18 protein-coding genes are annotated in these 24,478 nt (G+C 64.7%); 4 read left to right on the forward strand and 14 right to left on the reverse strand.

Annotated elements, in window-relative coordinates:
- Positions 1 to 73 precede the first annotated feature (73 nt).
- Entirely contained in the window at positions 74 to 703 is a 630-nt protein-coding gene (locus DFO47_RS12945) for an AmiS/UreI family transporter (protein ID WP_133831891.1), read from the forward strand.
- Here DFO47_RS12945 and DFO47_RS12950 read toward each other — a convergent pair.
- The 8 genes from DFO47_RS12950 to glyA form a co-directional block, all read right to left on the reverse strand.
- Entirely contained in the window at positions 696 to 2,171 is a 1,476-nt protein-coding gene (locus DFO47_RS12950; protein WP_133831892.1) for an APC family permease, read from the reverse strand. The genes DFO47_RS12945 and DFO47_RS12950 overlap by 8 nt on opposite strands.
- A gap of 305 nt (positions 2,172 to 2,476) precedes the next feature.
- Positions 2,477 to 3,373, reverse strand: a complete 897-nt coding sequence (purU, locus tag DFO47_RS12955) for a formyltetrahydrofolate deformylase (RefSeq protein WP_133831893.1) — start codon at positions 3,371 to 3,373, stop codon at positions 2,477 to 2,479.
- Between the two features lie 3 nt (positions 3,374 to 3,376).
- Positions 3,377 to 4,807 carry an L-serine ammonia-lyase gene (locus tag DFO47_RS12960; RefSeq protein ID WP_109045541.1) on the reverse strand — a complete coding sequence of 477 codons (1,431 nt, stop codon included), beginning with the start codon at positions 4,805 to 4,807 and terminating at the stop codon, positions 3,377 to 3,379.
- Positions 4,807 to 5,451, reverse strand: a complete 645-nt coding sequence (gene soxG, locus DFO47_RS12965; protein ID WP_109045540.1) for a sarcosine oxidase subunit gamma family protein — start codon at positions 5,449 to 5,451, stop codon at positions 4,807 to 4,809. Before soxG ends, DFO47_RS12960 begins: the two co-directional genes overlap by 1 nt.
- Positions 5,444 to 8,398 (reverse strand): sarcosine oxidase subunit alpha family protein, encoded by a 2,955-nt coding sequence (locus tag DFO47_RS12970; RefSeq protein WP_133831894.1) that lies wholly within the window; start codon positions 8,396 to 8,398, stop codon positions 5,444 to 5,446. The genes soxG and DFO47_RS12970 overlap by 8 nt, the downstream gene beginning before the upstream one ends.
- Positions 8,395 to 8,808 (reverse strand): sarcosine oxidase subunit delta, encoded by a 414-nt coding sequence (locus DFO47_RS12975; RefSeq protein WP_133831895.1) that lies wholly within the window; start codon positions 8,806 to 8,808, stop codon positions 8,395 to 8,397. The genes DFO47_RS12970 and DFO47_RS12975 overlap by 4 nt, the downstream gene beginning before the upstream one ends.
- A gap of 29 nt (positions 8,809 to 8,837) precedes the next feature.
- Positions 8,838 to 10,058, reverse strand: coding sequence for a sarcosine oxidase subunit beta family protein (locus tag DFO47_RS12980; protein WP_018760771.1), 1,221 nt, complete (start codon positions 10,056 to 10,058; stop codon positions 8,838 to 8,840).
- Entirely contained in the window at positions 10,055 to 11,410 is a 1,356-nt protein-coding gene (gene glyA / locus DFO47_RS12985) for a serine hydroxymethyltransferase (protein WP_133831896.1), read from the reverse strand. Before glyA ends, DFO47_RS12980 begins: the two co-directional genes overlap by 4 nt.
- Before the next feature lie 134 nt (positions 11,411 to 11,544).
- On the opposite strand from glyA, the gene DFO47_RS12990 reads away from it, so the two are divergent.
- Positions 11,545 to 12,204: a GntR family transcriptional regulator gene (locus tag DFO47_RS12990; RefSeq protein ID WP_082581758.1), complete on the forward strand. Its 660-nt coding sequence runs from the start codon at positions 11,545 to 11,547 to the stop codon at positions 12,202 to 12,204.
- A gap of 245 nt (positions 12,205 to 12,449) precedes the next feature.
- On the opposite strand, the gene DFO47_RS12995 is transcribed toward DFO47_RS12990, so the two are convergent.
- Together DFO47_RS12995 and DFO47_RS13000 are read right to left on the reverse strand one after the other, a co-directional pair.
- Entirely contained in the window at positions 12,450 to 13,736 is a 1,287-nt protein-coding gene (locus tag DFO47_RS12995; RefSeq protein WP_133831897.1) for an MFS transporter, read from the reverse strand.
- 4 nt (positions 13,737 to 13,740) lie between these two features.
- A complete protein-coding gene (locus tag DFO47_RS13000) occupies positions 13,741 to 16,185 on the reverse strand; it encodes a CoA transferase (protein WP_133831898.1) in 2,445 nt (814 codons plus the stop codon).
- Between the two features lie 217 nt (positions 16,186 to 16,402).
- On the opposite strand from DFO47_RS13000, the gene DFO47_RS13005 reads away from it, so the two are divergent.
- On the forward strand, positions 16,403 to 17,035 hold the full coding sequence (locus DFO47_RS13005) for a TetR/AcrR family transcriptional regulator (protein WP_166651716.1): 633 nt from the start codon (positions 16,403 to 16,405) through the stop codon (positions 17,033 to 17,035).
- Here DFO47_RS13005 and DFO47_RS13010 read toward each other — a convergent pair.
- The 4 genes from DFO47_RS13010 to DFO47_RS13025 all read right to left on the reverse strand — a co-directional run bounded on the left by DFO47_RS13010 (position 17,032) and on the right by DFO47_RS13025 (position 22,165).
- On the reverse strand, positions 17,032 to 17,826 hold the full coding sequence (locus DFO47_RS13010) for an enoyl-CoA hydratase-related protein (protein WP_133831900.1): 795 nt from the start codon (positions 17,824 to 17,826) through the stop codon (positions 17,032 to 17,034). The two genes, DFO47_RS13005 and DFO47_RS13010, sit on opposite strands and share 4 nt — an antisense overlap.
- A gap of 70 nt (positions 17,827 to 17,896) precedes the next feature.
- On the reverse strand, positions 17,897 to 19,336 hold the full coding sequence (locus DFO47_RS13015) for a sodium:solute symporter family protein (protein WP_133831901.1): 1,440 nt from the start codon (positions 19,334 to 19,336) through the stop codon (positions 17,897 to 17,899).
- Positions 19,337 to 19,483: 147 nt separating this feature from the next.
- Positions 19,484 to 20,425 carry an acyl-CoA dehydrogenase gene (locus tag DFO47_RS13020; RefSeq protein ID WP_243835472.1) on the reverse strand — a complete coding sequence of 314 codons (942 nt, stop codon included), beginning with the start codon at positions 20,423 to 20,425 and terminating at the stop codon, positions 19,484 to 19,486.
- A 324-nt stretch (positions 20,426 to 20,749) separates the two neighbouring features.
- Positions 20,750 to 22,165, reverse strand: coding sequence for an aldehyde dehydrogenase family protein (locus DFO47_RS13025; RefSeq protein WP_133831903.1), 1,416 nt, complete (start codon positions 22,163 to 22,165; stop codon positions 20,750 to 20,752).
- Positions 22,166 to 22,564: 399 nt separating this feature from the next.
- On the opposite strand from DFO47_RS13025, the gene DFO47_RS13030 reads away from it, so the two are divergent.
- Positions 22,565 to 24,475: an alpha-amylase family glycosyl hydrolase gene (locus tag DFO47_RS13030; RefSeq protein ID WP_133831904.1), complete on the forward strand. Its 1,911-nt coding sequence runs from the start codon at positions 22,565 to 22,567 to the stop codon at positions 24,473 to 24,475.
- The last annotated feature ends 3 nt before the right edge of the window (positions 24,476 to 24,478 follow it).

Raw genomic sequence — 24,478 nt, forward strand, 5'->3', positions numbered from 1 at the left:
CCGCTTCCGCTAACGTCCGTCAGGTGACAAAGAAGTTCCGCCTTGCGTTAGTTTTCCGGGAAGAGGGCCGCTGATGCCTTTCATTTGCCTCCTGCTCTCCGGTGCCGCGCTGCTGGCCAACGGGCTGGCGACCCTCGGGCACGTTCCCCGCCGCGACGCCGCGGCCCTCAACCTGCTGGTGGGCGGCACCCAACTGGTGCTCGCCGTCGTCTATGTCTCTGCCGCCGGGGACGCTCCGGCGCCGCTCCTCACGGCCGCCGGCATGTTCCTGTTCGGAGCCACCTATCTGTACTCGGGGCTGGACGTGTTGCTGGGGCTCGGGTCACGCGGCCTGGGCTGGTTTTGCGGGCTGGTGGCGTTCTGCGGCATTCTGCTGGCCACCGCCTGGCTGGGCGCGGATCCGCTGCTCGCGGTGCTGTGGGTGTGCTGGTCCGTGCTGTGGGCCCTGCTGTTCGCCTGCCTGGCCCTGGGCGCGGTGCGGCTTGAACGTTTCACGGGCTGGGCCTTGGTGCTGGCTGCTCCGGCGTCGGCCACAATTCCGGCGCTCCTTGGCCTGGCAGGGCTCTGGCCCGCTTCTCCGGCCGCAGCGTGGGGTGGCGCGCTGATCGGGGCCATCCTGATCGTCGCGGCACGCGCACTGGCCCGGCGCGAACCAAAGGTTCCACGCCGGGCCAGTGCCGGAGATCCCGCGCCAGCTAGGTAAGCACGTGGCCCGGGGAAGCTGAATGGTGGCGCCGCTCGATGACCCATTCCACCAGCACCCCGGACAGGAAGACCGCCGGGACCGTTGCGAGCAGGGCCGTGGCCGTCTCGGCATTGCCGCCAATGAGGGCGGTGAAATTGCTGACCACCAGGTAGAGGACCCATGCCAGCAGGACTGCCGCCAGGGCCGGGGCAATCCGGGTCTGCCACAGCCCGGCGCCGGCATGTTCCCGTCGGAAGAACGCGACGACGGCGGCTGAGCAGAGCATGTACAGCACCAGGAGAGCTGCCACAGCAAGGCCGCTGAACCAGGAGAACAGGGTCAGCACAGGGTCCATCGACAGGATGGCGAACGGCACCACCAGGACGACGGCGGTGGCGGTCTGGACCCAGGCGGCAACGGCTGGAGCCCGGTGTAGGTTGGTCCGGGCAAGGACGGCGGGCATGGAACCGCGCAGGGCCAGGGAGTGGAGGTAGCGGTTGATGCCGTTGTGGAAGGCGATGATGCCGGCGAGCAACGAGGTGACCAGCAGGATGCCGGCCACGATGCCCGCCCAGGGGCCGAACAGTTCCACCAGCGGACCCAGCACGAAGGACGTCGCATCCCCCGACTCGAGGGCGGCGCCCGCGGCGTCCATGACGCTTGAGGGCCCGTAGTAGCTCACCAGCATCCAGGAGATGAAGGCGAAGAACACCGAGATCACCCCCACCGAGAGGTACGTGGCCTTGGCGACGGTGCGGTGCGGGTCCTTGGCCTCGGCGGAGTAGATGGCAGTGGACTCGAAGCCGAACATGGACGCCACCGCGAACATGATGGCAACGCCGGGGGCACCTGCGCCTATCGCTTCGGGGGAAAAGGACGCCGCAACGCTGATGCCTTCCGGGCCGCCGCCGTGGAACAGTACGGTGAAGCCGAACATCAGCAGGATGGCCACCTCCAGGCCCACCAGCACGGCCAGGACGCGGGCGCCGATTTCGATGTTGAGGGAGCCCAGTACCTGGACTCCCGCCATGGTGGCCACGGCCAGCAGCCACCAGGGAATGTCCAGGCCGGTCGAGGCCAGGAGCCCGGAGAAGGCCGCACCGTACAGCCCGTACATGGCGGCCTGGACGGTGCTGTAGGCCAGCAGGGCCAGCCAGGCCGCCCCGGCTCCGGTCCGCCTGCCAAAGGCTGCCGTCACGTAGGCGTAGAAGGCGCCGTTCGCTTGGATCTTGCGGCTCATGGCAACGAAGCCGACGGCGAAAATCACGATGACTATGCCCACGATCAGGTACGCGCCGGGGGCACCGGCGCCGTTGCCCAGGGCCGCCGCCAGCGGCGCTGCCCCCACGATCCCCGTCAGGGGCGCCTGGGCGGACAGGACGAAGAACAGGATGCCGAGCACGCCGATGCTGCCGGCGCGGAGGGCGGTGGAATGCTCCTTGGCCGGAGCGTCAGCGGTCCGGGTCTCGGAATTCGAAATACTCATTGGATCCTTCTTAACGGTCATGAGCTCGGGAAAATTGCTGTGGAATCCAGCTTGGCAGCGGCAGGGATTTCCGCTTTGTCCACCAGCGATCAGTTGTTGTCGGTCCGCGCAGCGCCGGTCCGGGCATCCTCCCGCCGCTGAATTTCCCCACCTTTCCGCCCGCATCACTCGCAGCCGGCGGCGTTTGGCGGGGACACGCCGTCGGGCGAGCCCAAACATGGGGAGAATCAGCCGGGCACAACGATGCGCGGCCGGCCTCCCCTGGAAGGAAGCCGGCCGCGCCGTCGTAATTCAGTTATCTGGGATTACCGCAGCACCACGGTGCGGTTGCCCTGCAGCAGGACCCTGCCCTCGCAGTGCCATTTCACCGCGTTGGAGAGGGCCTTGCATTCGGTGTCGCGGCCCGCGGCCACCAGGTCCTCTGGCCCGTAGGTGTGGTCCACCTCCACCACCTGCTGGGCGATGATGGGTCCTTCGTCCAGTTCAGCGTTGACGTAGTGGGCTGTGGCGCCCACGGTCTTGACGCCACGCGCGTAGGCCTGGTGGTACGGCTTGGCGCCCTTGAAGCTGGGCAGGAACGAGTGGTGGATGTTGATGGCCCGGCCGTCCAGCTTGCGGGTCAGGTCGTCGCTGAGCACCTGCATGTACCGGGCCAGCACCACCAGTTCCACCTCCAGCCCGTCAACCAGGTCCATCAGCTGCGCCTCGGCCTCGGGCTTGGTGTCAGCCGTGACCGGGATGTGGTGGAACGGGATGCCGTGCCACTCGACCAACGCCTGGTGGTCACGGTGGTTGGACACCACGGCCACCACGTCAACGGGAAGTTCGCCGATCCGGGCACGGAACAGCAGGTCGTTGAGGCAGTGTCCGAACTTGGACACCATGATCAGCACCTTGCGCTTGGAGCCCTGGCGTTCCAGCTGCCACCGCATGCCGAATTTGTCCGCGACCGGGGCAAACGAGTCCCGCAGGACTTCCACGGTGGAATCGTCGCCCTCGGAAACGAAGTGCACCCGCATGAAGAAGTGGCCTTCGGAGCGCTCACCGAACTGCTTGTTGTCGATGATGTCGCAGCCGTGTTCCAGCAGGAAGCCGGAGACGGCGTGCACGATGCCGGGGCCCTCGGCGCAGTCGAGGGTCAGGACGTGCTCCACGGTGGTGGGCGCCTTCGGGGCGGGCATCCGGGTCTCAGTAACAGTCATGGCTCAGCACTCGATCACATTCACGGCGAGGCCTCCTCGGGAGGTTTCCTTGTACTTGGTTTTCATGTCGGCTCCGGTGTCGCGCATGGTCTTGATGGCCTTGTCCAGCGAGACCTTGTGGCTGCCGTCCCCATGGAGGGCCAGCCGGGCTGCGTTGATCGCCTTTACGCTGGCGATCGCGTTCCGCTCGATGCAGGGGATCTGCACCAGGCCGCCCACGGGATCGCAGGTCAAGCCCAAGTTGTGCTCGATCCCCACCTCCGCGGCGTTTTCCACCTGCGCCGGTGTCCCGCCGAGCACTTCGCAGAGCCCGGCCGCGGCCATGGAACAGGCGGAGCCCACCTCACCCTGGCAGCCCACTTCGGCGCCGGAGATGGACGCATTTGTCTTGAAAAGGATTCCGACGGCGGCCGCCGCCAGCAGGAAGCGGACCACGCCGTCGTCGTCTGCTCCCGGAACAAATTTCACGTAGTAGTGCAGGACGGCCGGCACGATCCCGGCCGCGCCGTTGGTGGGAGCCGTGACGATCCGCCCGCCGGCGGCGTTCTCCTCGTTCACGGCGAGTGCGAACAGGTTGACCCATTCCATGGCCAGCAGCGGGTCCGCCGGTGCCTGGACGGGCGACGGCGTTGCTGCCGCCGCCTGGGCGGAGGCCTCCGCCGATGCCGCAGCGGACGCCGTCAGGGTGCGGAACAGCGCCGGTGCGCGCCGGGGTACCTTCAGGCCGCCCGGCAGGATGCCCTCGGCGTTGCAGCCGTTCTCCACGCATTCGCGCATCACGGCCCAGAGCCCGAGCAGCTTCTCCCGGAGTTCTGCCTCGCTGTGCCAGGTGAGTTCGTTGGCCAGCATGACATCGGAAATGGACATGCCCTCGCGGCTGCAGATCTGCAGGAGCTCGTCCGCCGTGGCGAACGGGTAAGGCAGGACGGTGTCGTCCGCCACCACCTTGTCGGCCCCTTCGGCGTCGCCGTCCACCACGAAGCCGCCGCCAATGGAGTAGTAGCTGCGTTCGCTGAGCACGGCGCCGGTGTGGTCGAGGGCGCGGAAGGTCATGCCGTTAGGGTGCGCGGGAAGGGACTTGCGGCGGTGCAGCACCACGTCCTCTTCCCAGTTGAAGTCCACCCGGTGGCTGCCGGCGATGTGCAGCTCGGCGTTCAAGGCCGCTGCTGCCACTTGGTCGTCAGCGGTGAACGTGTTCACGGTTTCGGGCTCCAGGCCCTGCAGGCCCAGGACCACCGCCTTGTCGGAGCCGTGGCCGCGGCCCGTGGCGCCCAGGGAACCGAACAGTTCCGACTGGACACGCACGGTGGAGGCCAACTGGCCGTCGCCCTTCAGACCGTCGGCGAAGAGCTTGGCAGCCCGCATCGGGCCCACCGTGTGTGAGGACGAGGGCCCGATGCCAACGGAGAACAGGTCAAGGACGCTGAGCGCCATCAGGGCACCTCGGGTGAGGCGTACTCCCGCATGGCGTCCAGGAGCCACCGGCCCAGGAACTCGGCGAACGATGCCCGGGGGAAGATCCGGAAGGAGTCCTCCCCGGTCTTCCAGAGGATCGCTGGGATGTTCGCGATTTCGGTGGAAAAGGCGGTACCGGCTTTGAACACCCGGGGGTGCAGGTCCAACGAGCAGCCTTTTTCCAGGACGGCGCGGGCCCGGGGGCCCACCAGTTCGAACGTGGTGCGGTTGGCGGACAGGTCCACCACCTGGCCTGCGTCGTTGCCCAGCGCTTCGCGGAGGGCCGGGATCAGGTCCCCGCCAAGGGATTCGTGCGCCTCGGTGGGTGCCACCACCAGGAACTCGGAGGGCCCCAGCCACAGGACAGAGGTGTCCCCGGTGGTTGCCACAGCACCGGAGGCGGCGGGCAGTCCGCCGGTGGCGGCGGCCAGCCGCTGCGCCGTTTCCGAGCCGGCGTCTGCCCGCAGCCCCACCATGGTCAGGAAGGGGAGCTCGGACAGTTCGACGGTGCCGGCCAGGGAGCCTGCGGTGAAGGCTTCCGCCAGCTGGCGTGCCGGGCTGACGCGTGCCGAGAGGTTCTGCTCTGCGGAGCTCTGGGTGGGGGATGCTGCTGTTTCAGCCATCTTTACGGGTCCCTTCTGGGTCAAAAAGCACTGTTTCCGCAACAACCACGTCCACCAGCTGGTCGCCGGCGGCGGCCACCAGTGTTTCGCCGATGCGGTTGCGGCCGTTCTTGATCAGGGCCAGGCCGAAGGACCTGCCCAGCGCTGCGCTGTGGTAGCTGGAGGTGACGAAGCCTTCCATCGGAACCGGCCCGTAGGCCGGGTTGGTGGAGCGTCCCTTTTCCACCAGCTGGGTCCCTTCAGGCAGCCGGAGCGTTCCGTCGACAGGAAGCACGCTGACCAGGTGCTTGCGGTCCTCGCGGCTGGAATCGGCGCGGGAGTACGACCGCTTGCCAATGAAGTCCTTGGCCTTGGAAACGATCCACTCCATGCCGGCGTCCTGCGGGGTGACGGTGCCGTCCGTGTCCTGGCCGACGATCGGGTAGCCCTTTTCGGCGCGCAGCACGTGCATGGTTTCGGTGCCGTACGGGGTGATGTTGAACTCGGCTCCGGCGGCGGCCACGGCTTCCCAGGTGTTCAGCCCGTACCAGGCCGGGATGTTGATCTCGTAGGCCAGTTCGCCGGAGAACGAGATCCGGCAGATCCGGGCGCGGACGCCGGAAGCCAGGGTGGTTTCGCGGAAGGTCATGAACGGGAACGCCTCGGCGGCCAGGCCGCCGTTGGCAGCCAGTTCCGGTGCGACCCTGGCGATGATTTCACGGGACTTGGGGCCGACGACGGCGATGGTGCTCCACTGTTCCGTCACCGAGGTGCACTTGACGTCCAGTTCCGGCCACTCTGTCTGCAGCCACTCTTCCAGCCAGTCCAGGACCTTCGCGGCGCCGCCGGTGGTGGTGGTCATGAAGTAGGTGTCGTCGTCCACGCGCAGGGTCACGCCGTCGTCGAAAATCATTCCGTCCGGCGTGCACATCACGCCGTAGCGGGCCGAGCCCGGGGCGAGTTTCTTGAACGCGTTGGTGTAGACCCGGTTCAGGAACTCCCCCGCATCCTTGCCGCGGATCTCGATCTTGCCCAGCGTGGTGGCGTCCATGAAGCCCACGGACTCGCGGACAGCGGCACATTCGCGCAGCACTGCGGCGTCCATGTCCTCCCCGTCCTGCGGGTAGTACCAGGGGCGCTTCCACTGCCCGACGTCCTCGAAGAGCGCACCCTTGGCCACATGCCAGGGGTGGATGGAGGTGATGCGGGCGGGGTCGAAGAGTTCGCCGCGCTGGCGTCCGGCCAGTGCCGCGAAGGCCACCGGGGTGAACGGTGCACGGTAGGTGGTGGTTCCGATGTCGCCGATGCCGCGGGAGGCTTCGCCGGCCGTGCGGAGGGCCGCGGCGATCACGCCGATGGCGTTGACGCCGGAGGTCTTGCCCTGGTCGTTGGCGGTGCTGATGGAGGTGTACCGCTTGATGTGCTCGACGGAACGCATGCCGGCCCCGGTGGAGCGCAGTACGTCAGCCACGGACTGGTCGCGCTGGAAGTCCACGAAGTGGTGGTGCCAGTCGTCGGGGGTGCCGTTCTCGCCCGGCACCAGCCAGAGCTGGCGGGTGGGCGCGGCGGCCTTGGGCGCACCGAACGTTGACGGTTCGACGGCGGATTCGAAGCCCGCTGCGATGGCGGCCCGCGCGCCGGCGGAGACGCCCTCGGCAAGGCAGTCGGCGGTGGCGAAGGAGCCGCGGCCGGAGCCGATGGTCTGCTGGTTGGGCACTTCGGTGCTGGGGACGAAGGCTGCCAGTCCGTCGTCCCAGCGCAGCTTGCCCTGGCGCTGGGAGTGCAGGTGGACCAGCGGGCTCCAGCCGCCGGACACAGCCAGCAGGTCGCAGGCGATCTGTTCGACGCCGGAGGTGAGCTCGCCGTCGTCGTTGATGCTGCGGACGGTGACGCCGTCCAACCGGCCGTCGGCTGCGCCTTCTCCGGAGGAGGAAGTGTTGGCCACCGCGCTGCCGATCAGCACCCGGATTCCGGATTCGACGGCGGCAGTTGCCACGGCGGTCAGCGCGGGGCGGGCGTCCACGACTGCGGCAACCTTGACCCCGGCGGCGGCGAGATCGGCTGCGGCGGCGTAGGCACTGTCGTTGGTGGTGCCGATGACCACGCGCTTTCCGGCGGCCACGCCGTACCGGTTGAGGTAGGTGCGCACGGCCGATGCCAGCATGATTCCCGGGCGGTCGTTGTTCTCGAACACCAGGGGGCGTTCGTGGGCGCCGGGGGCCAGGACCACCTGATTGGCACGGATGTGCCAAATCCGCTGCCGGGACACGCCGGGGGCGGCGGGGCTGGAGAGGTGGTCGGTGCGGTTCTGGACGGCGATCACATAGTTGGCGTCGTAGGCGCCGAATGCGGTGGTGCGGTTAAGGACGGTGGATTCGGCGCCGGACACCAGCTCGGCTTCAACGTCGGCCACCCACTCCAGGGCGGGCTTGCCCTCGATGGTCTCGGCCAGGCCGGGCGCGGTGGAACCGGAGAGCAGGGAGCCGCCCAGTTCGGGCTGGTCATCCAGGAGCATGACGCGGGCGCCGCTGCGGACGGCCTCGCGGGCTGCGGCAAGTCCGGCGGGGCCGCCGCCGATGACCAGGATGTCGGTGTGGACGTACTTCTTGTCGTATTCGGCGCGGTCATCTTCCGGGTCCAGCTTGCCCAGGCCGTTGAGCCGGGTGGCCTGGAGCCCGTCCACCAAGGAAACGGTGGTGGCAGGCAGCATGGATTCGGCGACGTGGCCGGGGAAGCGGGCCTCGATGCGGACCAGGGCGTTGGCCTCTTCCACTCCGGCAGACATGATGCCGCGGGGCCGGTCCTGATAGAGCGAATTGCCGGCGGCGATGCGGCCGTTGGCGAGCAGGGCCGAGGCCAGCGTGTCGCCGGGGTGCCCGGTGAATTCCTCGCCGTCCACGCTGAAGCGCCAGGAGATGGTGCGGTCGATGCGGCCGCCGGTTGCCAGGCGGGCGTTCTGCGAGGTCACTTGGTGGCTCCTTCCGGGGCGGTGCGGGTAGTGCTGGCGGCAAGGCTGGTTGCTGAGAGGCTGGGTGCCGCGGCACCGGTGGTGGTGCTGTCGGCGGCTGTACTGGCGGTGCCTGCCTCGACGGCCGGACCAGCGGCAAGGTCCGGCCGGCGCGTACCCATCGGGTAGACCGCCTGGATGTCGTAGCTGACGGTGTCGCGGAGCATGTTGAACCATTGGCGGCAGCCCGTGCTGTGGACCCAGCGTTCGGCGAAGATGCCTTTCGGGTTCTCCCGGTAGAAGAGGTAGCGGGACCATTCGGTGTCGGTCAGCTCGTTCGGGTTCTCCGGGTAGGGCACGTGGGCCTGGCCACCGTAGTGGAATTCGGTTTCGTCCCGCGGGCCGCAGTTGGGGCATGGGATCAGCAGCATGTGCGTTAGTCCTTTTCTGGTGGCGGCGGCTAGTGGGCCACGGCGGCGGCGCCGTGTTCGTCGATGAGCGCGCCGGTTTCGAAGCGTTCCAGCGAGAACGGCTTGTTCAGCCGGTGCGGGGTGCCGGTGGCGATGGTGTGTGCGAAGGTCATGCCGGCGGCGGGGGTTCCCTTGAATCCGCCGGTCCCCCAGCCGCAGTTCACGAACATGTTCTCCACCGGGGTCAGGCCCACGATCGGGGAAGCGTCCAGGGTGGTGTCCACGATGCCGCCCCAAGTCCGGAGCACGTGGGCCCGGGCGAAGATGGGGAAGAGCTCGACGGCGGCCGCCATCTGCTGCTCGATCACGTGGAAGGAGCCGCGCTGGCCGTAGCCGTTGTAGGAGTCGACGCCGGCGCCCATGACCAGTTCGCCCTTGTGGGCCTGGGAGACGTAGACGTGGACGTGGTTGGACATGACCACCGTGGGGTGGACCGGCTCGTGCAGTTCGGACACCAGTGCCTGCAGCGGGTGGGACTGGATGGGCAGCTGGAAGCCGGCCATTTCGGCCAGGACCGAGCTGTGGCCGGCGGCGCAGAGGCCCACCTTTTCGGTGTTGATGGTGCCGCGGTTGGTCTTGACGCCCACCACCCGGTCGCCGTCCTTGAGGAAGCCGGTGACTTCGCAGTTCTGGATGATGTCCACGCCCATTTCGTCGCACTTGCGGGCAAAGGCCCAGGCCACGTGGTCGTGCTTGGCGATGCCGGCGCGCGGCTGGTATGTGGCGCCCATGACGGGGTAGCGGATGTTGTCGCGGATGTTCAGGATGGGGCAGAGTTCCTTGACCTGCTGCGGATCCAGCCATTCGGCGTCCACGCCGTTGAGCTTGTTGGCGCCCACGCGGCGGATGCTTTCGCGGACGTCGCCCAGGGTGTGTGCCAGGTTCATCACGCCGCGCTGGCTGAACAGGAAGTCGTACTCGAGTTCCTCGGGCAGGATCTCCCAGAGCTTGAGGGCGTGCTCGTAGATGGCCGCACTCTCATCCCAGAGGTAGTTGGAGCGGATGATGGTGGTATTGCGGGCCATGTTGCCGCCGGCCAGCCAGCCCTTTTCCAGGACGGCGATGTTGGTCATCCCGTGGTTCTTGGCCAGGAAGTAGGCGGTGGCCAGGCCGTGCCCGCCGCCGCCCACGATCACGGCGTCGTAGGAGGACTTGGGTTCCGGGTTCCGCCAGAGGAAGTCCGGGTGCTCCGGAAGGTGCTGGGTGCTCACTGGGCGGCTCCAATCAGGTCTGCTTCAGCGTCGGCCAGGCCGGCATCGGCGGTGAGGTGCGGGTAGAGGGGGAAGGCGTTGGCAAGGGCCGTCACGCGTTCGCGGAGTTCGACGGCGGTGTCCCCGGGCAGGGTGCCCGTGCCGTTTGTGCCAGAAGCGGCAGCCGCGATCAGCGCGGCGGCGATGATGTCGGCCACCTCCGTGAACTCGGCGGCGCCGAAGCCGCGGGCGGCCAGTGCCGGGGTACCGATCCGGAGGCCGGAAGAAACCATCGGCGGGCGGGGATCGAACGGGACGGCGTTGCGGTTGACGGTGATGCCGATCGTGTGGAGGGCGTCTTCACCCTGCTGGCCGTCCAATTCGGAGTGGCGGAGATCCACCAGGACCAGGTGGACGTCGGTGCCGCCGTTGACCACGGAGATGCCCGCGGCCTGGACGTCCGGCTGGAGGAGCCGTTCAGCCAGGAGCTTGGCGCCCTGCAGGACGCGTTCCTGGCGTTCCTTGAATTCGGGGGCGGCGGCGAGCTTGAAGGCCACGGCCTTGGCGGCGACGACGTGCTCCAGGGGCCCGCCCTGCTGGCCGGGGAACACGGCGCTGTTGATCTTCTTGGCGTATTCCTCCTTGGCCAGGATGACGCCGCCGCGGGGGCCGCCAAGGGTCTTGTGCGTGGTGGTGGTGACCACGTCGGCGTAGGGGACGGGGTTGGGGTGCAGGCCCGCGGCCACGAGGCCGGCGAAGTGGGCCATGTCCACCATCAGGTACGCGCCCACGAGGTCTGCGATGCGGCGGAATTCGGCGAAGTCCAACTGGCGGGAGTAGGCGGACCAGCCGGCCACGATCAGCCTGGGCTTGTGTTCCAGGGCCAGCGCTTCCACCTCTGCCATATCAATGCGGAGGTCCGATTCGCGGACGTGGTATGGCACCACGTTGTAGAGCCTGCCGGAGAAGTTGATCTTCATGCCGTGGGTGAGGTGGCCGCCGTGGGCCAGGGACAGGCCCAGGATGGTATCTCCCGGGTTGAGCAGGGCGAACATGGCGGCGGCGTTGGCCTGCGCGCCGGAGTGCGGCTGGACGTTGGCGAATTCGGCGCCGAACAGGGCTTTGACGCGGTCGATGGCGAGCTGTTCGATGACGTCCACGTGCTCGCAGCCGCCGTAGTAGCGCTTGCCCGGGTAGCCCTCGGCGTACTTGTTGGTCAATACCGAGCCCTGGGCTTCCATCACGGAGGCCGGAGCAAAGTTCTCCGACGCGATCATTTCCAGGGTGGACTGCTGGCGGTGCAGTTCCTGCGCGACGGCGGCGGCGACATCGGCGTCCACCGTGGCGAGCGAGGCGTTCAGTACGTCCTGCATTGTTCTCCTTCAAAGCCCTTCGGAGTTACTGATCCATAACTGATCTGTAACTGATATATTAGAACTAACGTAATAGTATGTTGTAGATCACGCGGCAGTCAATAGCTACCTTGGGAGAGCTCGCAATGAGCGTAATGACAGAGAACCAGCTGGCCGGCGAAGGCGATCTCTCGCTCGCCGAGCAGGCCTACCGGCACCTTCGGGACCGGCTCATCATGCTCGATATCCGGCCGGGTGAGGCCATCAACGACGGCAAGCTGGCCGCGGAACTCGGGATCGGCCGCACACCGGTACGCGAAGCGCTCAAACGCCTGGAAGGCGACCACCTGGTGGTCTCGTACCCCCGCCGCGGAACGTTCGCCACCGTCGTCGACATCACCGAACTCGCGGACGTCTCCGAGCTCCGCGAGTCATTGGAACCCCTGGCAGCCCGGCGGGCCGCCAAGCTGGCAACCCCTGCCCTGCGCAAGGAAATCCGGGAAACCGCGGCGGCAATTGCCAGGATGGGGGCGGATGACGATCCCTACGACCTCATGCGGTATGACATCAAGGTCCACCGCCTCATCTACCGGGCCGCCGCCAACACCCACCTCGAGGACGTGCTGATCCGGTACGACAACCTGGCTACCCGCATCTGGTGCATGGTGCTGGAAAAGGTGCCGTCCGTGGCGGAGCACATCGCCGAACACGTGGAACTGCTGGAGGCAGTGGCCGACGGCGACTCGGACCGGGCGGGCAAGCTGGCCCTTGAGCACGTGACCAGTTTCGAGCAGGCCATCCGCAGCGTGCTGTAGGTCCTGCTGCGATCCCTCAGGGCAACGACACGATCTGGTTTGGACACTGACCTGTCTGGCCACGTTTCCGCTGGTAATGCTGGCGTTCGGTGCTCCCAAGGCAGCCTCAACGTTCATGAGCCCGTGCCATCTTGGCGTCAGTTGTGGAAACCCTCGCGCATTCGAGAACGAGCAGGCGCGCCACGCTCTCTTTGCGCTGTATCAACAATTTCAGAGGATAAACAAAGCAGCCACGGAAGTGCGCCCTACTCCACATACCGGTTTCGGCCGGAGCGGTAGCCGAAGACGGCCGCGAGCAGGCCCACCACCGTGAACAGGACGCCGGCGGGAACGAAGGACCCGGTGGCCTGGTGGAGTTGACCCACCAGGAGCGTTCCGGTGGAACCCACCCCGTAGCCAACGCCCTGCATCATGCCCGAGAGGTGCGCGGCGGTGTGCCCGTCCCGGGTCCGGAGCATGATCAGGGTCAGCGCACAGGCGGTCAGGCTTCCCTGGCCCAGGCCCAGCAGCCCCGCCCAGACCCAGACCAGATCCAGCGGGCCCACAATGCTCAGCACGAACCCGCTCCCGGTCATCAACGCCACCACGGTATTGATGGCCCGCTGGTCGCGGAACCGCGCGGCCAGCGCAGGGGCGAACAGGGACCCCAGCATCTGCAGCACGATGCACACGGCAACGATCAATCCAGCCGTGGCCCCGTCAACGCCTCTTTCCCGGAGGATGGGTGCCAGCCAGGCGAAACCGCTGAAGGACATCATGGCCTGCAGCACCATGAAGATGGTCACCTGCCAGGCGACGGAGGAGCGCCACACGTTGACGCCGTCCCTGACCACCTGGTGCCGGACCGTCCCCTGCCGCACGGCAACGGGCAGGAACAGCAGGAGCACGACAGCGGCCGGCACCGCCCAGACCCACAGCGCCCTGGTCCACTCCCCCGTCGCCGTGTACACCGGGTAGGTGAACCCGGCCCCCAGTGCCGCGGACGCGCAGATGGCGGTGGTGTACAGGCCGCCCATGAGGCCCAGGCGGTGCGGGAAGTCCCGCTTGACCAGGCCGGGCAGGAGCACGTTGCACAACGCGATCGCCGCACCGCATGCTGCCGTGCCGGCCAGGAGCGCAGGCAAATGCCCGGCCCCACCCATCCCAGCCCCGGCATCCACAGGCCGCAACAACAAGCCCGCCGTCAGCAAGGCCATGGCCCCCAACAGCACCCGCTCAGCACCAAACCGGCGCGCCAAAACCGGGGTCACCGGGGCAAAGACACCCAGCAACGTCACCGGAACCGTGGTTAACACCACCACGGACCAGCCAGGCAGCCCCGCCTGCGCGGTCACCTCCGGCAACACAGCAGACAGGCTGGAAAAGACACTCCGCAGGTTCAAGCCGATCAGCACCAGGCACACACCCAGATAAGCCAAGTCACGGCGGCCGCCCACCCGGGTGAGTTCCGCGGCCGGCAGCTCGTCGATTTCAGCGTCCACCAGGGTGCTGCCCGTCCGGGTAATCCCTTGGGTTTCGCCTGTACCTTTCATGCGGTTAGGCGCGTAGTTGGTATTGTTCGGCAACGCTTCGGTCTTCGTTCACGCCCGCCGACTTCTGGGAGCGCACAGACTCCGTGCCGGGTTGTTCGAGTGCTTGTTCGGTGTGTTGGCCAAGGGTGGGCGCGGGTGACTTTGGTTTGTAGAGGGACCCCTGGCCTGAGAACGGCAGGCCGGGGTAGTCGTGGGTTCCTGCTTCCGGATGCGTCAGGGCGGTAAACCATCCTCGGTGCCGGAGCTGGGGGTCGAAGTAGAGATCTTTTCCGTTCTGCACAGGGGCAGCCGGAACGCCTGCTGTTTGGAGCGCGTGCGCGAGTTCTGACTTGTTTTCGAGTTCTGAGCGGGTCCGCAGGCGGTGCATGATGATCTCCGAATGCCGGCGGCGGCCTTCAACCGTAAGCAGCTCGTTGTCAGCGAGCAGGTCGTGCCAGCCGAAGGAACTGCAGAGTGCTTGCCATTGTTCTGCCGTTTCCACGCTTAGGGCCAGCCACTCGTCGTCACCTGCGCAGGCGAAGGCGTCTTGGGGGAAGGCAGACTTCACGGCGTTGCCGCTGGGTCCAGAAACGTGACCCGTGATCCTGCTGTCGAGAATCAGCTCTCCGATCCAGTGCATCGCCGCTTCTCTCTGGGGGACCTCGGTGTACTGGGCGGCGCCTGTCCGGTCACGGGCGATGAGTGCGGTCAGGGCAGCGGCGGCTCCAGCCAAGCCACCCATGGGGTCCAGGTATGCCGATCCCGAACCAAGGGGTTCGCCGTCCTCATATCCGATCAACGAGGTGATCCCGGCCATCGCTTCCATCGTTTGTCCGTAGGCGCGGTGTTCCCGCAGGAATCCGGTGTCTCCGTACCCGGACATCTCCGTCATGACAATGTCCGGGTTTGCTGTTCTGAGTTGGTCGAAGCCCAGCCCCAGGCGTGCCATGGTTCCGGGGCTAAAATTGCCCAGCACGATGTCGCACGATGCGGCCAAGGTGAGCGCGGAGTCCCGCTCAGTCGGGTTCTTCAGGTCCAGGGCGACAGACTGTTTGTCGACATTCTGAGTGTTGAACCATGCGTTGCGGTTATACGGTGACAAGCCAGGTTCGCCGCCGGGGTACGACTCCGGATGGGTCGCGTGGACTTGGGGTCCGCGCCAGGCGTCCATGTGCGTGCGGCTTTCGACTTTGATCACTGTCGCGCCAAGGGAGGCGAGGATCCGTGTTGCCAGCGGACCTGACCATGCGGTTGTGAAATCGGCAATTCTCAGCCCGTCAAGCGGGCGGCTGTTCTGCTCAAGGTGCGCCGGGTCGGCGTCAGACCTGGCCGCGTCCTTGAGGAAATCCCAAAAGGATGCGCTGGCGTCGTGCTCCTCGGTGTGGGTTTTTCCGGCTTTCGCACCGGGGCGGTAGTAGAACGGGCGCCACATCGGGCCAAGGAGAACATCCGAGCGCGCGGAGACAGGGCTGTTTGTCCAAAAGTCCCTTTCAGCAAGTTGTTGGTCCTGGAAGAGGTCTCCGAGACTCCGTACTGGTGAGAGCACCAGCTTATGCTTGAGCGCTGCGGTGAGTAACTGTTCCTGACTGATACTGCTTGCACGTTCTTCGAAGGCATCACGCGCCGAGGAAAGGTTCTGAATGAATGAGTTCCAGGAGGAAAACCTTGGATCCTCAAGGAGGTCATCGGCGCCAAATGCAGTAAAAAGCTCCGCGAGCCTGCTTGGCATGGCGAAAAATACGACCCAACCGTCCTTGCACTTCACGCGGCCTTTGGGTCTGGTAAGTTCTCCGCGTTGAGCGATGCTCTTGCTGTATGACCACTGTGTGGAAAAGTTCTGCTCCATGGCCGCAGCGGCTTCGTGGACCGCGATCTGCTGCAGACCCGGATCGCTGATTCCGACCATCCGCGCGCGGATGGTCGCGACAATGCGGATGTAGAGGCAGAGCCCAGCCGCGTACGATGCGCGGTCTCCTGCGCCAAAGAGTGGCGGTTCGCCAGACCGGCCGTTGTAGTACATAGAGCCCGATAGTGCCTGGTGAACGATTTCGGTGGCACTCCAGTTGCGATAGGGGCCTTCGTCGGCGAAGTCTGTGACAACAGCAATGATGCACTCCGGGTAGCGCTTCAGCGCGTCCGCCGCGGCCTGTCCGTTCGAGAAGATCATGATGTCAGCGTCGGCAGCAACGGAAGGACACGGCTCCCCAGTCGTCCAGGTCGCTTGAATCTTGGGTGCGTTCAGATGGTCCATTAGCGCGTGTTCAGCGGGGTGGCCGTCAACTGTGCCGGACTGCCGGGCGCCTGACTCCGGACGAGGACCGTTCTGTCGCACCAGCGTCACATCTGCCCCGTGGTCCGCCAAAAGCCTGGCAGCGAACTGACCGGCTATGGTTTCCGAGAAGTCGGCAACTTTCAAGTTTTCAAAAGGGAGAATGCGGGGTGAAGTGTGGGATGAAAAGTTCACGTCCATGTGCCTTTACCTAGATATTGGGTCATTCCCGGACCGCCCTGGCAGCTCACCACGTCGGGATCAGCGCGGGGGCGCGCGGGGCGTTTATGACAAATCAAACTTACTGAATAAGCGTTTAGTTAACGATAATGGAAGGTGTACCGGCTGGTGCCCGCGACGAAGTAGTCGTGGCGGTAGGATCGGGACGGCTTATGATCCTGACAAGGCAAGGTATACCGTGAAGGCTTCAAAAAACACCGCTGGTATCCCCGGCCTCTCGCCCGGGCAATCTTTGTTGTTCAAGGCCGCGGCGCAGTGCTTTTACGAACACGGCTATCACGGCACATCGGTGAAGGAAATCACTGATGCCGTTGGCTGGACGCCTGGCGCTTTGTACCACCATTACCGGTCCAAGCAGGATCTGCTGATGGATATCGTGAGCTGGTTCCTCAGTCAGTCCATTGCCGTCACTCGTGAGGCCCTTGAGGTTGCCGGCACGGATCCAGTCGCCCGTCTCTACCATGCCGCCAGGTCGCACGTTCTTTGGAATGCTTCGGATGTTGTCTCGAGCTTCGTCGTGAACAGTGAAATACGCAGTCTTGAACCCGAGAACCGTGCGCGCAACGTTGCCCAGCGTGATGAACTTCAGGGCCTGTTCGATACCGCGGTGGCTGACGGGGTGGCCTCGGGTGTATTCACCACGCCCTACCCGAAGGACGCCAGCAGGGCAGTGGTAACCATGTGTACGGCGGTTGCGAGCTGGTATAAGCCCGAGGGTCCCTTGACCCCGGCCGACGTTGCCATACGCTACGCCGAGATGTCCCTGAACCTGGTGGGATTTCAGGGACATCCACCCAGAGAGCGCGCTTAGCGGCCGCTGAAAACAGCTGGCCGCTTATCCATAAACGCTGTTGCTGCCTCGGCCGCGTCTTTGCTTTCCGCGCAGAACGAGTGCCTCTTGGCTTCCACGTGAAGGGCTTCGGAAAACGTCGAATATTCGCCATCTACCAGGTTCTGTTTGATCAGCTGCAGGGCAAGCGGGGCCGCTTGGGTCAGGCGTTTGGCCTTCGCCATGACGGTGGGCATCAACTCGTCGGCGGAAACGGCCTCTGAGACAAGGCCGATCCGCAGCGCCTCGGCAGCGTCAAACGGTTCAGACAGCAGGTACTTCTCCCGCGCCCGTCCGGCACCGATGATGCGGGGAAGTGTCCAGGTGCCGCCGAAGTCTCCCGACAGGCCCGCATCCAGGAATGCTGTGTTGAAGCGGGCCTTCACGGAGGCGAAACGAAGGTCTGCGGCGCAAGCCCAGGACAGGCCGGCTCCAGCGCAGGCGCCATTGACCGCCGCGATAGTAACAGCGGGCATGCTGTGCAGGATCATGGACGTTTCCATGAACTCCCGAAGCTTGTCCGCGGCTGCTTCCCCGGTGAGATTTCCTGTTACGGCACCTCCTGGCCCTTCGGCAAGATCACCGCCGGCGCAGAATCCTCTCCCGGCCCCGGTCAGGATCATGACCTTAATAAATGGATCGGCTGCGACGGTGGTGAACACGTCCCGAGCTTCTTGCAGCATGTCTGCAGTCATGGTGTTGAGCCGCTCAGGGCGGTTCAGGGTGACGAGGGCAATGCCTTCATCAGGTACTTCCAGTGTCACGAGTGGCATTGCGGGTTGTGTCCGTTCTGCTAGTGGGTTGCGGTGATTTGGCGCAGGCCGCTGCCGATAGCTGCTGAGGCTATCGTTCAGCGGTGGCTACGACCGCCGGGGCAGGAACCGGGCGGGCGCTCTCCTGCAGCGGGGCGGCCGGCTTGTCGCCGAGCCTGAAGATGTGGAATACGGCCATGACAATAATCGGTGTTGCGATAGCTATATACGCGTTGTCCACACCAAAGGGATTTCCGAGGAGGTACCACCCAATAGTTGTGATGAGGGAGCACCATATGGAAACTATGGCGCCCTGCTTGGTCCCGAACAGGGGTTTATAGAACATCAGAACGACGAACACGGCAAGCGAGGCCCGTAGGGCTTTGGCTAGGAAAGTTACTTCGAGAACGTTGGCAGCAAAGAGCGCTAGGGCCACGGGGATTAGGCCGCACACCACGGTGGCGATCCGTGCGAAGCGAATGGACTTTCCTTCATGGTTCTTTTTATTAAAGTACGGCTGGTAAAAATCCTTGAGAAGCAACGTTGAGGCGCCGATGGTCAGAGCTGAGATCAGCCCGAAAACCGAAGCAGTCAGGCCTGTTACGGCGAGTCCGGCCAGGAAGGGGTTCAGGTCGAGGACCATGACTGGCAGCGCGTTGAGGCTGTTGATGTCAGGGTGGACGACCGCGGCGGAAACTCCGATCAGGGCCGCGAGGAATCCGTAAGGAATGAGGATCAGGCTCGTGTAGAAACTTGCCCGCCGGGCTTTGGTTTCGCTGTCAACTGCAGTGATGGACTGAATGACGTACTGGGTGGAGAACATCGCGCCGCCGCCGGCGATGAGCCAAGCGCCGATCTGGGCCCAGCCCACGCCGTCCCAAGAGAGCATTTTGGCTGGAAGGGCGATACGCATGCCCTCGACGCCCCCGGCCGCGTTATAAGCGAATGCTGCGACAATGACGATGCTCACGACCTTGACGACAATGTTGATGATGTTCGTGTAAATCACGGACTTCATGCCGCCGATGCCGACGTAGACGCTAGCGAGGCTGCCGACGATAACGACCGCCCACTCGGGGCTGACATGGAAGAGTTCTGACAGCATAGCTCCGCCGCTCTTATAGGCAGCTGTGGCCACGAGCAGCAACGAAGCGATCATGGTGATGGAGGTGGCGCGCCGAACTTTTCCTCCGTAGGTGCGTTCGAGGGCGCCGGAGATCGTCAGCTCGTCCAGTGCTTTGAATTTCCGGGCCAGGAAGATGGCAAACAAGATAAAGCCGAGTCCGAGTGCGCCAATATTCCAGGCTGCCGAGATTCCGCCCTTGAACGCTCCCTGGGCCGTGCCGATGCTGGCCGAGGTTCCTATGACCTCGGAGGCGAGGAATAGCCCGATGATGATGGCAGGAAATGTCTTGCCGCCTCGGATAAATCCCTCGGAAGTTCTACCGGCTTTCCGTACCAGGAAGCTGACCAGTGCGAGGGCAACTATATAGAGGACGACCATTACGGTGATGATCCAGGATGACTCCATTGTTCTCCTTGAAATTTGATTTGTGGTGCGGTGATATGGGACTTCGATGCATGCTGCAGTCAGTGCCCACGCGGTAGCGGCCAAAAGGCATTGGCCCGGTGTGAGAGCCAGTGCCGCGGCAGCGCAAAAGGTGTTGACATGGCACCCTCAGGTTCTGAGGGCGCCTGCCAGCAACTGCTTTTTGACGTGGGATCCCCACAGGATGGTGTTCACGACACTTGTGCCGTCCGCCGTTGCGAGCATCTCTGCGTCATCACGGCGCGCGGCCACAGGGTGGGCCGGGTTCAAGCCTTTCGCGGCGCACATGGCCACCAGCTCGGTACATACGCCCACGGTCGTGTCCGTCGCGTGGGCTTTCGCGCCACTTGCCAGAGCCGGTGCTGAAGGGTGGCCCGACTCGATAGCGAGAACGGACTGATAGGCCATCAACTGGGCTGCGTAGAGACGGGAAGTAAGCTCACCGATACGGTGCTTGGTGTAGTCAAGATCGATGACGCGGCTACCACGTGCTGTCCGGCCTTGAAGGTAGCGGACCGTTTCCCGGACCGCTTCAAAACCCAATGAGACACTCTGGACGGCCACCAGGGAACGCGCCACAGCGAACCCTGCCTTGGCCCCGGCCACGCCTTCATCTGCGAGGATCTGCCACGCCTGGACCGGAACATTCTTGAACGTCAGGGATCCAAAGGTGAGATGTTTCAGTCCGCGGGTTGATGCTGGTGTGCGCTCAACGCCAAGGGCGTTGAGGTCTACCAAGACGCGGCAGGGAGTGTCGTCGGCTCCGACAGCGAGGACAACGGCCAGGTCGGCAGTCATGGCGTGGGTGACCCAGTCTTTTCGACCGTTGAGCGATAGGCCGGAGGAGCTGCGCGTGATCCGGGTTCGCAGGTTTTTCATGTCGCTGCCGCCCTGTTCTTCAGTGACAGCAACGGCGCCGATTAGGTCTCCGGAGAGCAGGCCCGGCAGCCAGTGGTCCTTGGCCTCCTGCGTTCCTGCCGCGGCGATGAATCGCTGCGGGCTGTGGTTTGACAGGAAGGGAGCGCCGCTGGCGCAGCCATCAAGCAGTGACGCGAAGCCCGACAGGGTCAACCCTCCATTAGCTGTACCCGGAATTGTTGAGTCAAGGTAACCTAACGGCCGGAGGGACCGGAATAGATCCTGAAGTTGGCTCCGACTGAACGGCGCGGAGGCAGGGTGCTCGATCTCAGCGTTTGCGAGAGCAGTACGGGCCGCGGCAACCAAGGACACGTTTCGACCCGGGAAGTGGGGAACCAGCAAGTCGTCAACGCGTTCCCCCGACGTCACGTCAGTCGCGAAATTCATAAGAGTCTCAATTCATCGCGCTCTCCCGATCAGTAGGGAGGGCGCGAGTAACAGGGGTGTGGGCTTTGGCCTAGATGAGGTGGATCGAGGCTAGCGCTGGATGGATTGGTGCTCAAGAAATTCCGAGATTCCCCAGGACCCGAGTTCCCGCCCGTATCCGGAGTGCTTGAACCCGCCGAAAGGGGCTGCCGGGTTGAAGGCTGCCCCGTTGATGTCCACCTGCCCCGTCCGGATAGCGCGGGCGACGCGGTGAGCCCGGTCCTCGTCCCGGGACCACACGGCTCCCCCCAACCCGAACCGCGAGTTATTGGCTATACGAATGGCCTCAGCCTCGTCGCGGAATCCTATGATCGACAGAACCGGTCCAAATATCTCTTCCTGAGCCAATGAGGAGTCTTCATCGACATTAGAGAAGATGGTTGGCTGAACGTAATAACCCGGGCCTGCGGGGACTTCCGGACCACCAAAGATCAATTTTGCACCGCTGGCTATCCCTTCGTTAATGGCCGCTACGATCCGTTCCTGCTGTCGTGCGCTAACCACAGGACCCATCCTTGTTCCACCATCGAGAGGATCGCCAGGAACGTACTTAGCAGCGGCAGCCGCGGCAAGCTCCTCGACTGAATCGAGGATGTCCATAGGGACAATCATCCGCGTCAAGGCATTGCAGCTCTGGCCAGTGTTGAGGAAGCAGTTAGCAACTCCAACCTTGACTGCCGTTGACACATCGGCATCATCAAGGATGACGTTGGCGGACTTTCCGCCCAGCTCCAAAGTGACGCGCTTAAAGTTTTCAGCCGCATCACGGGCGATAATGCGCCCAACCTCTTCGGATCCCGTGAACGATATGGCATCGACGCCAGGGTGGGCTACCAAAGCGTTGCCGACGACAGATCCGCGGCCTGTAATCACGTTCAGCACTCCGTCGGGCAGCCCAGCCTCCGACATAATCTCGGCCAGAGACAGCGCGGTAAAAGGTGTCAGGTCACTTGGTTTGAGCACGACGGTGCAGCCAGCAGCAATAGCAGGCACCACTTTGCTGACCACTTGGTGAAGTGGGTAGTTCCACGGAGTTATCGCCCCGACAACACCCACCGGGATGGACCGCACCAAGGAGTTGCCGATTTCAGTTTCGAAAGGTACGTCCCGCAGGGCCATAGCCGTGGCGCGGATGTCCCGGATCGGAAGGGCAGCATGAAGCGAAGCGGACAGCCGGATCGGCGCACCAAGTTCTGACGTGATGGTCCGCGCGAGATCTTCGGAGTGCTTTTCGAGGGCTACGCAAACCGCTTCAAGGATCGCAGCACGGTCCTCAACCGTGCTCTCCTGCCATGAAAGCAGCGCCGCTCTCGCACTCGCAACTGCCTTGTCCACATCGACAATGTCCGCTTCGGCAACAGTCCCCACCAATTCGCCAGTTGCCGGATTTTCAACACTGATAGACATTTTGCTGTTGCCGGCGATCCACTCCCCATTAATGAACAACATCCCGGTTTTCAAGTCCATGAGTCCTACTCCTCCACCTGGGGCGAAAGATCAGCTTCCGCTCTCCGATAACTAAATGATCGTTTAGCTAGAACCGTACAGCTAAATGACCATTTAGACAATGGAAGTTTCCGGGATTCTGCCGGACGACTATCGGAGCACCACTGATGTGTACTCATCCGCGCCTAAGCCGGGGCCTGGAACCGTGCTTACAAAAGCAGCTGCCCAGGGCAACCTCGCCAGTTTGAACTGGCCTATGCGCCAAGAGTTCTCAAGTGGCTTGGCATCGCACCGGGTTCATGCCGCTCCACCCCACGATCCACATCCACGTCACGGCAGCACCACCCCGTGTGACGTGGAATACTTCCGTACAGGTGCGCGGCCGGGATGTCCGGCGGAGTTGCGGAAGGGGCCGGTCACATGCAGGAATTCAACGAGGACGAAGAAGCGCTCCGGCAGGTGCTGTCCGCGGTGGCCCGGGAACGGGAGCTTGGACTGCGCCCGGACCCGGACTTTGACCGGCGGCTCGACGAGCACTTTCCCACCCTCCGCAGCCTGTTCCACTCCCTCTACGGTGCACGCCGGGACTGGCTGGACCAGCTGGCCGCCCTGGTGGTCCAGAGTGCCCGGTCCTGGCAGGAGCGCTCCCCGGAACTGAAGGCCCTGGATGCAGGCCGCGAACAAGAGCCGGACTGGTTCCAGTCCAACCGCATGCTGGGCGGAGTGTGCTACGTGGACCGCTATGCGAAGAGCCTGGAAGGGGTCCGCGCCCGCATCCCGTATTTCAAGGAGCTGGGCCTCACCTACCTGCACCTCATGCCCCTTTTCCTGGCGCCCGAACCCCACTCGGACGGCGGCTATGCCGTGTCCAGCTACCGCCAGGTCAACCCGAAGCTGGGCACCATGGAGCAACTGCGCGGCCTCGCGGCCGAACTGAAGGCCAACGGAATCAGCCTGGTGGTGGACTTCATCTTCAACCACACCTCGGACGAACACGAGTGGGCGCGCAAAGCTGCCGCGGGTGACCCCGGGTTCAGCGACTACTACTGGATCTTCCCCGACCGGACCATGCCTGACGCCTTCGAGGCGAATGTGCGCGAGATCTTCCCCGAGAACCACCCGGGGTCCTTTATCCGGATGGATGACGGCCGCTGGGTCTGGGCCACCTTCCACACGTACCAGTGGGACCTGAACTACTCCAATCCCGAGGTCTTCCGGGCCATGGCGGGCGAGATGTTGTTCCTGGCCAACCAGGGCGTGGACATCCTGCGCATGGACGCCGTGGCTTTCATCTGGAAGCAGCTGGGCACCCCGTGCGAGAACCTGCCCCAGGCGCACACGCTGCTGCGGGCCTTCAACGCGGTGTGCCGGCTGGCGGCGCCCTCGCTGCTGTTCAAGTCCGAGGCGATCGTGCACCCGGACGAGGTGGCGCTGTACATCGACCCGGCAGAGTGCCAGCTGTCCTACAACCCGCTGCAGATGGCCCTGATCTGGGAGTCCCTGGCCACCAGGGACGCCTCGCTCCTGGCCCAGGCCCTGGAACGCAGGCACAACATCCCTGACGGCACCGCCTGGGTGAACTATGTCCGCAGCCATGACGACATCGGCTGGACCTTCGCCGACGAGGACGCCGCCGAACTGGGCATCAACGGCTTCGACCACCGCCGCTTCCTGAACTCCTTCTACGTCAACCGGTTCCCTGGCAGCTTTGCCCGCGGCGTCCCCTTCCAGGACAACCCCAAGACGGGTGACTGCCGGATTTCCGGCACGACGGCGTCCCTGTGCGGGATGGAGGTTGACCCGGCCGAGGCGGTGGAACGGATCCTCCTGGCCCACTCGGTGCCGTTCAGCACCGGCGGCGTGCCGCTGCTGTACCTGGGCGACGAGGTGGGGCAGCTCAACGACTATTCCTACGCCTCCGAACCGGGCCATGGCGAAGACAGCCGCTGGGTGCACCGCCCGCACTTCCCGGCGGAGCAATACGCCCGCCGTCTTGACCCCGCCACACCGGAAGGGGCAATCTACGCAGGCCTCAGGCGGATGATCGAGGTCCGCGCCCGCACTCCCGAACTGGCTGGAACCACGCTGGTGGATTTCGCCACGAACAACCGCTCCGTGCTGGCATACCAGCGGCCCGGTGACGGCGAGGGCCCGGCCACCATCCTGGCGCTCGCCAACTTCAGCGACTCACCCCAGGCGCTGCCCGGGGAAACCTTCGGCGGATTCTCACCTGCCGCCGTCGACCTCCTCTCCGAAGCCGCCCTGCACCTGCACGACGGCGTCACGCTCCTCCCCCGGCAGTACCTCTGGCTGCGCGTTACGCCGCAGTAATTG

Source organism: Arthrobacter sp. AG258 (assembly GCF_004364695.1).
Lineage (GTDB): Bacteria > Actinomycetota > Actinomycetes > Actinomycetales > Micrococcaceae > Arthrobacter.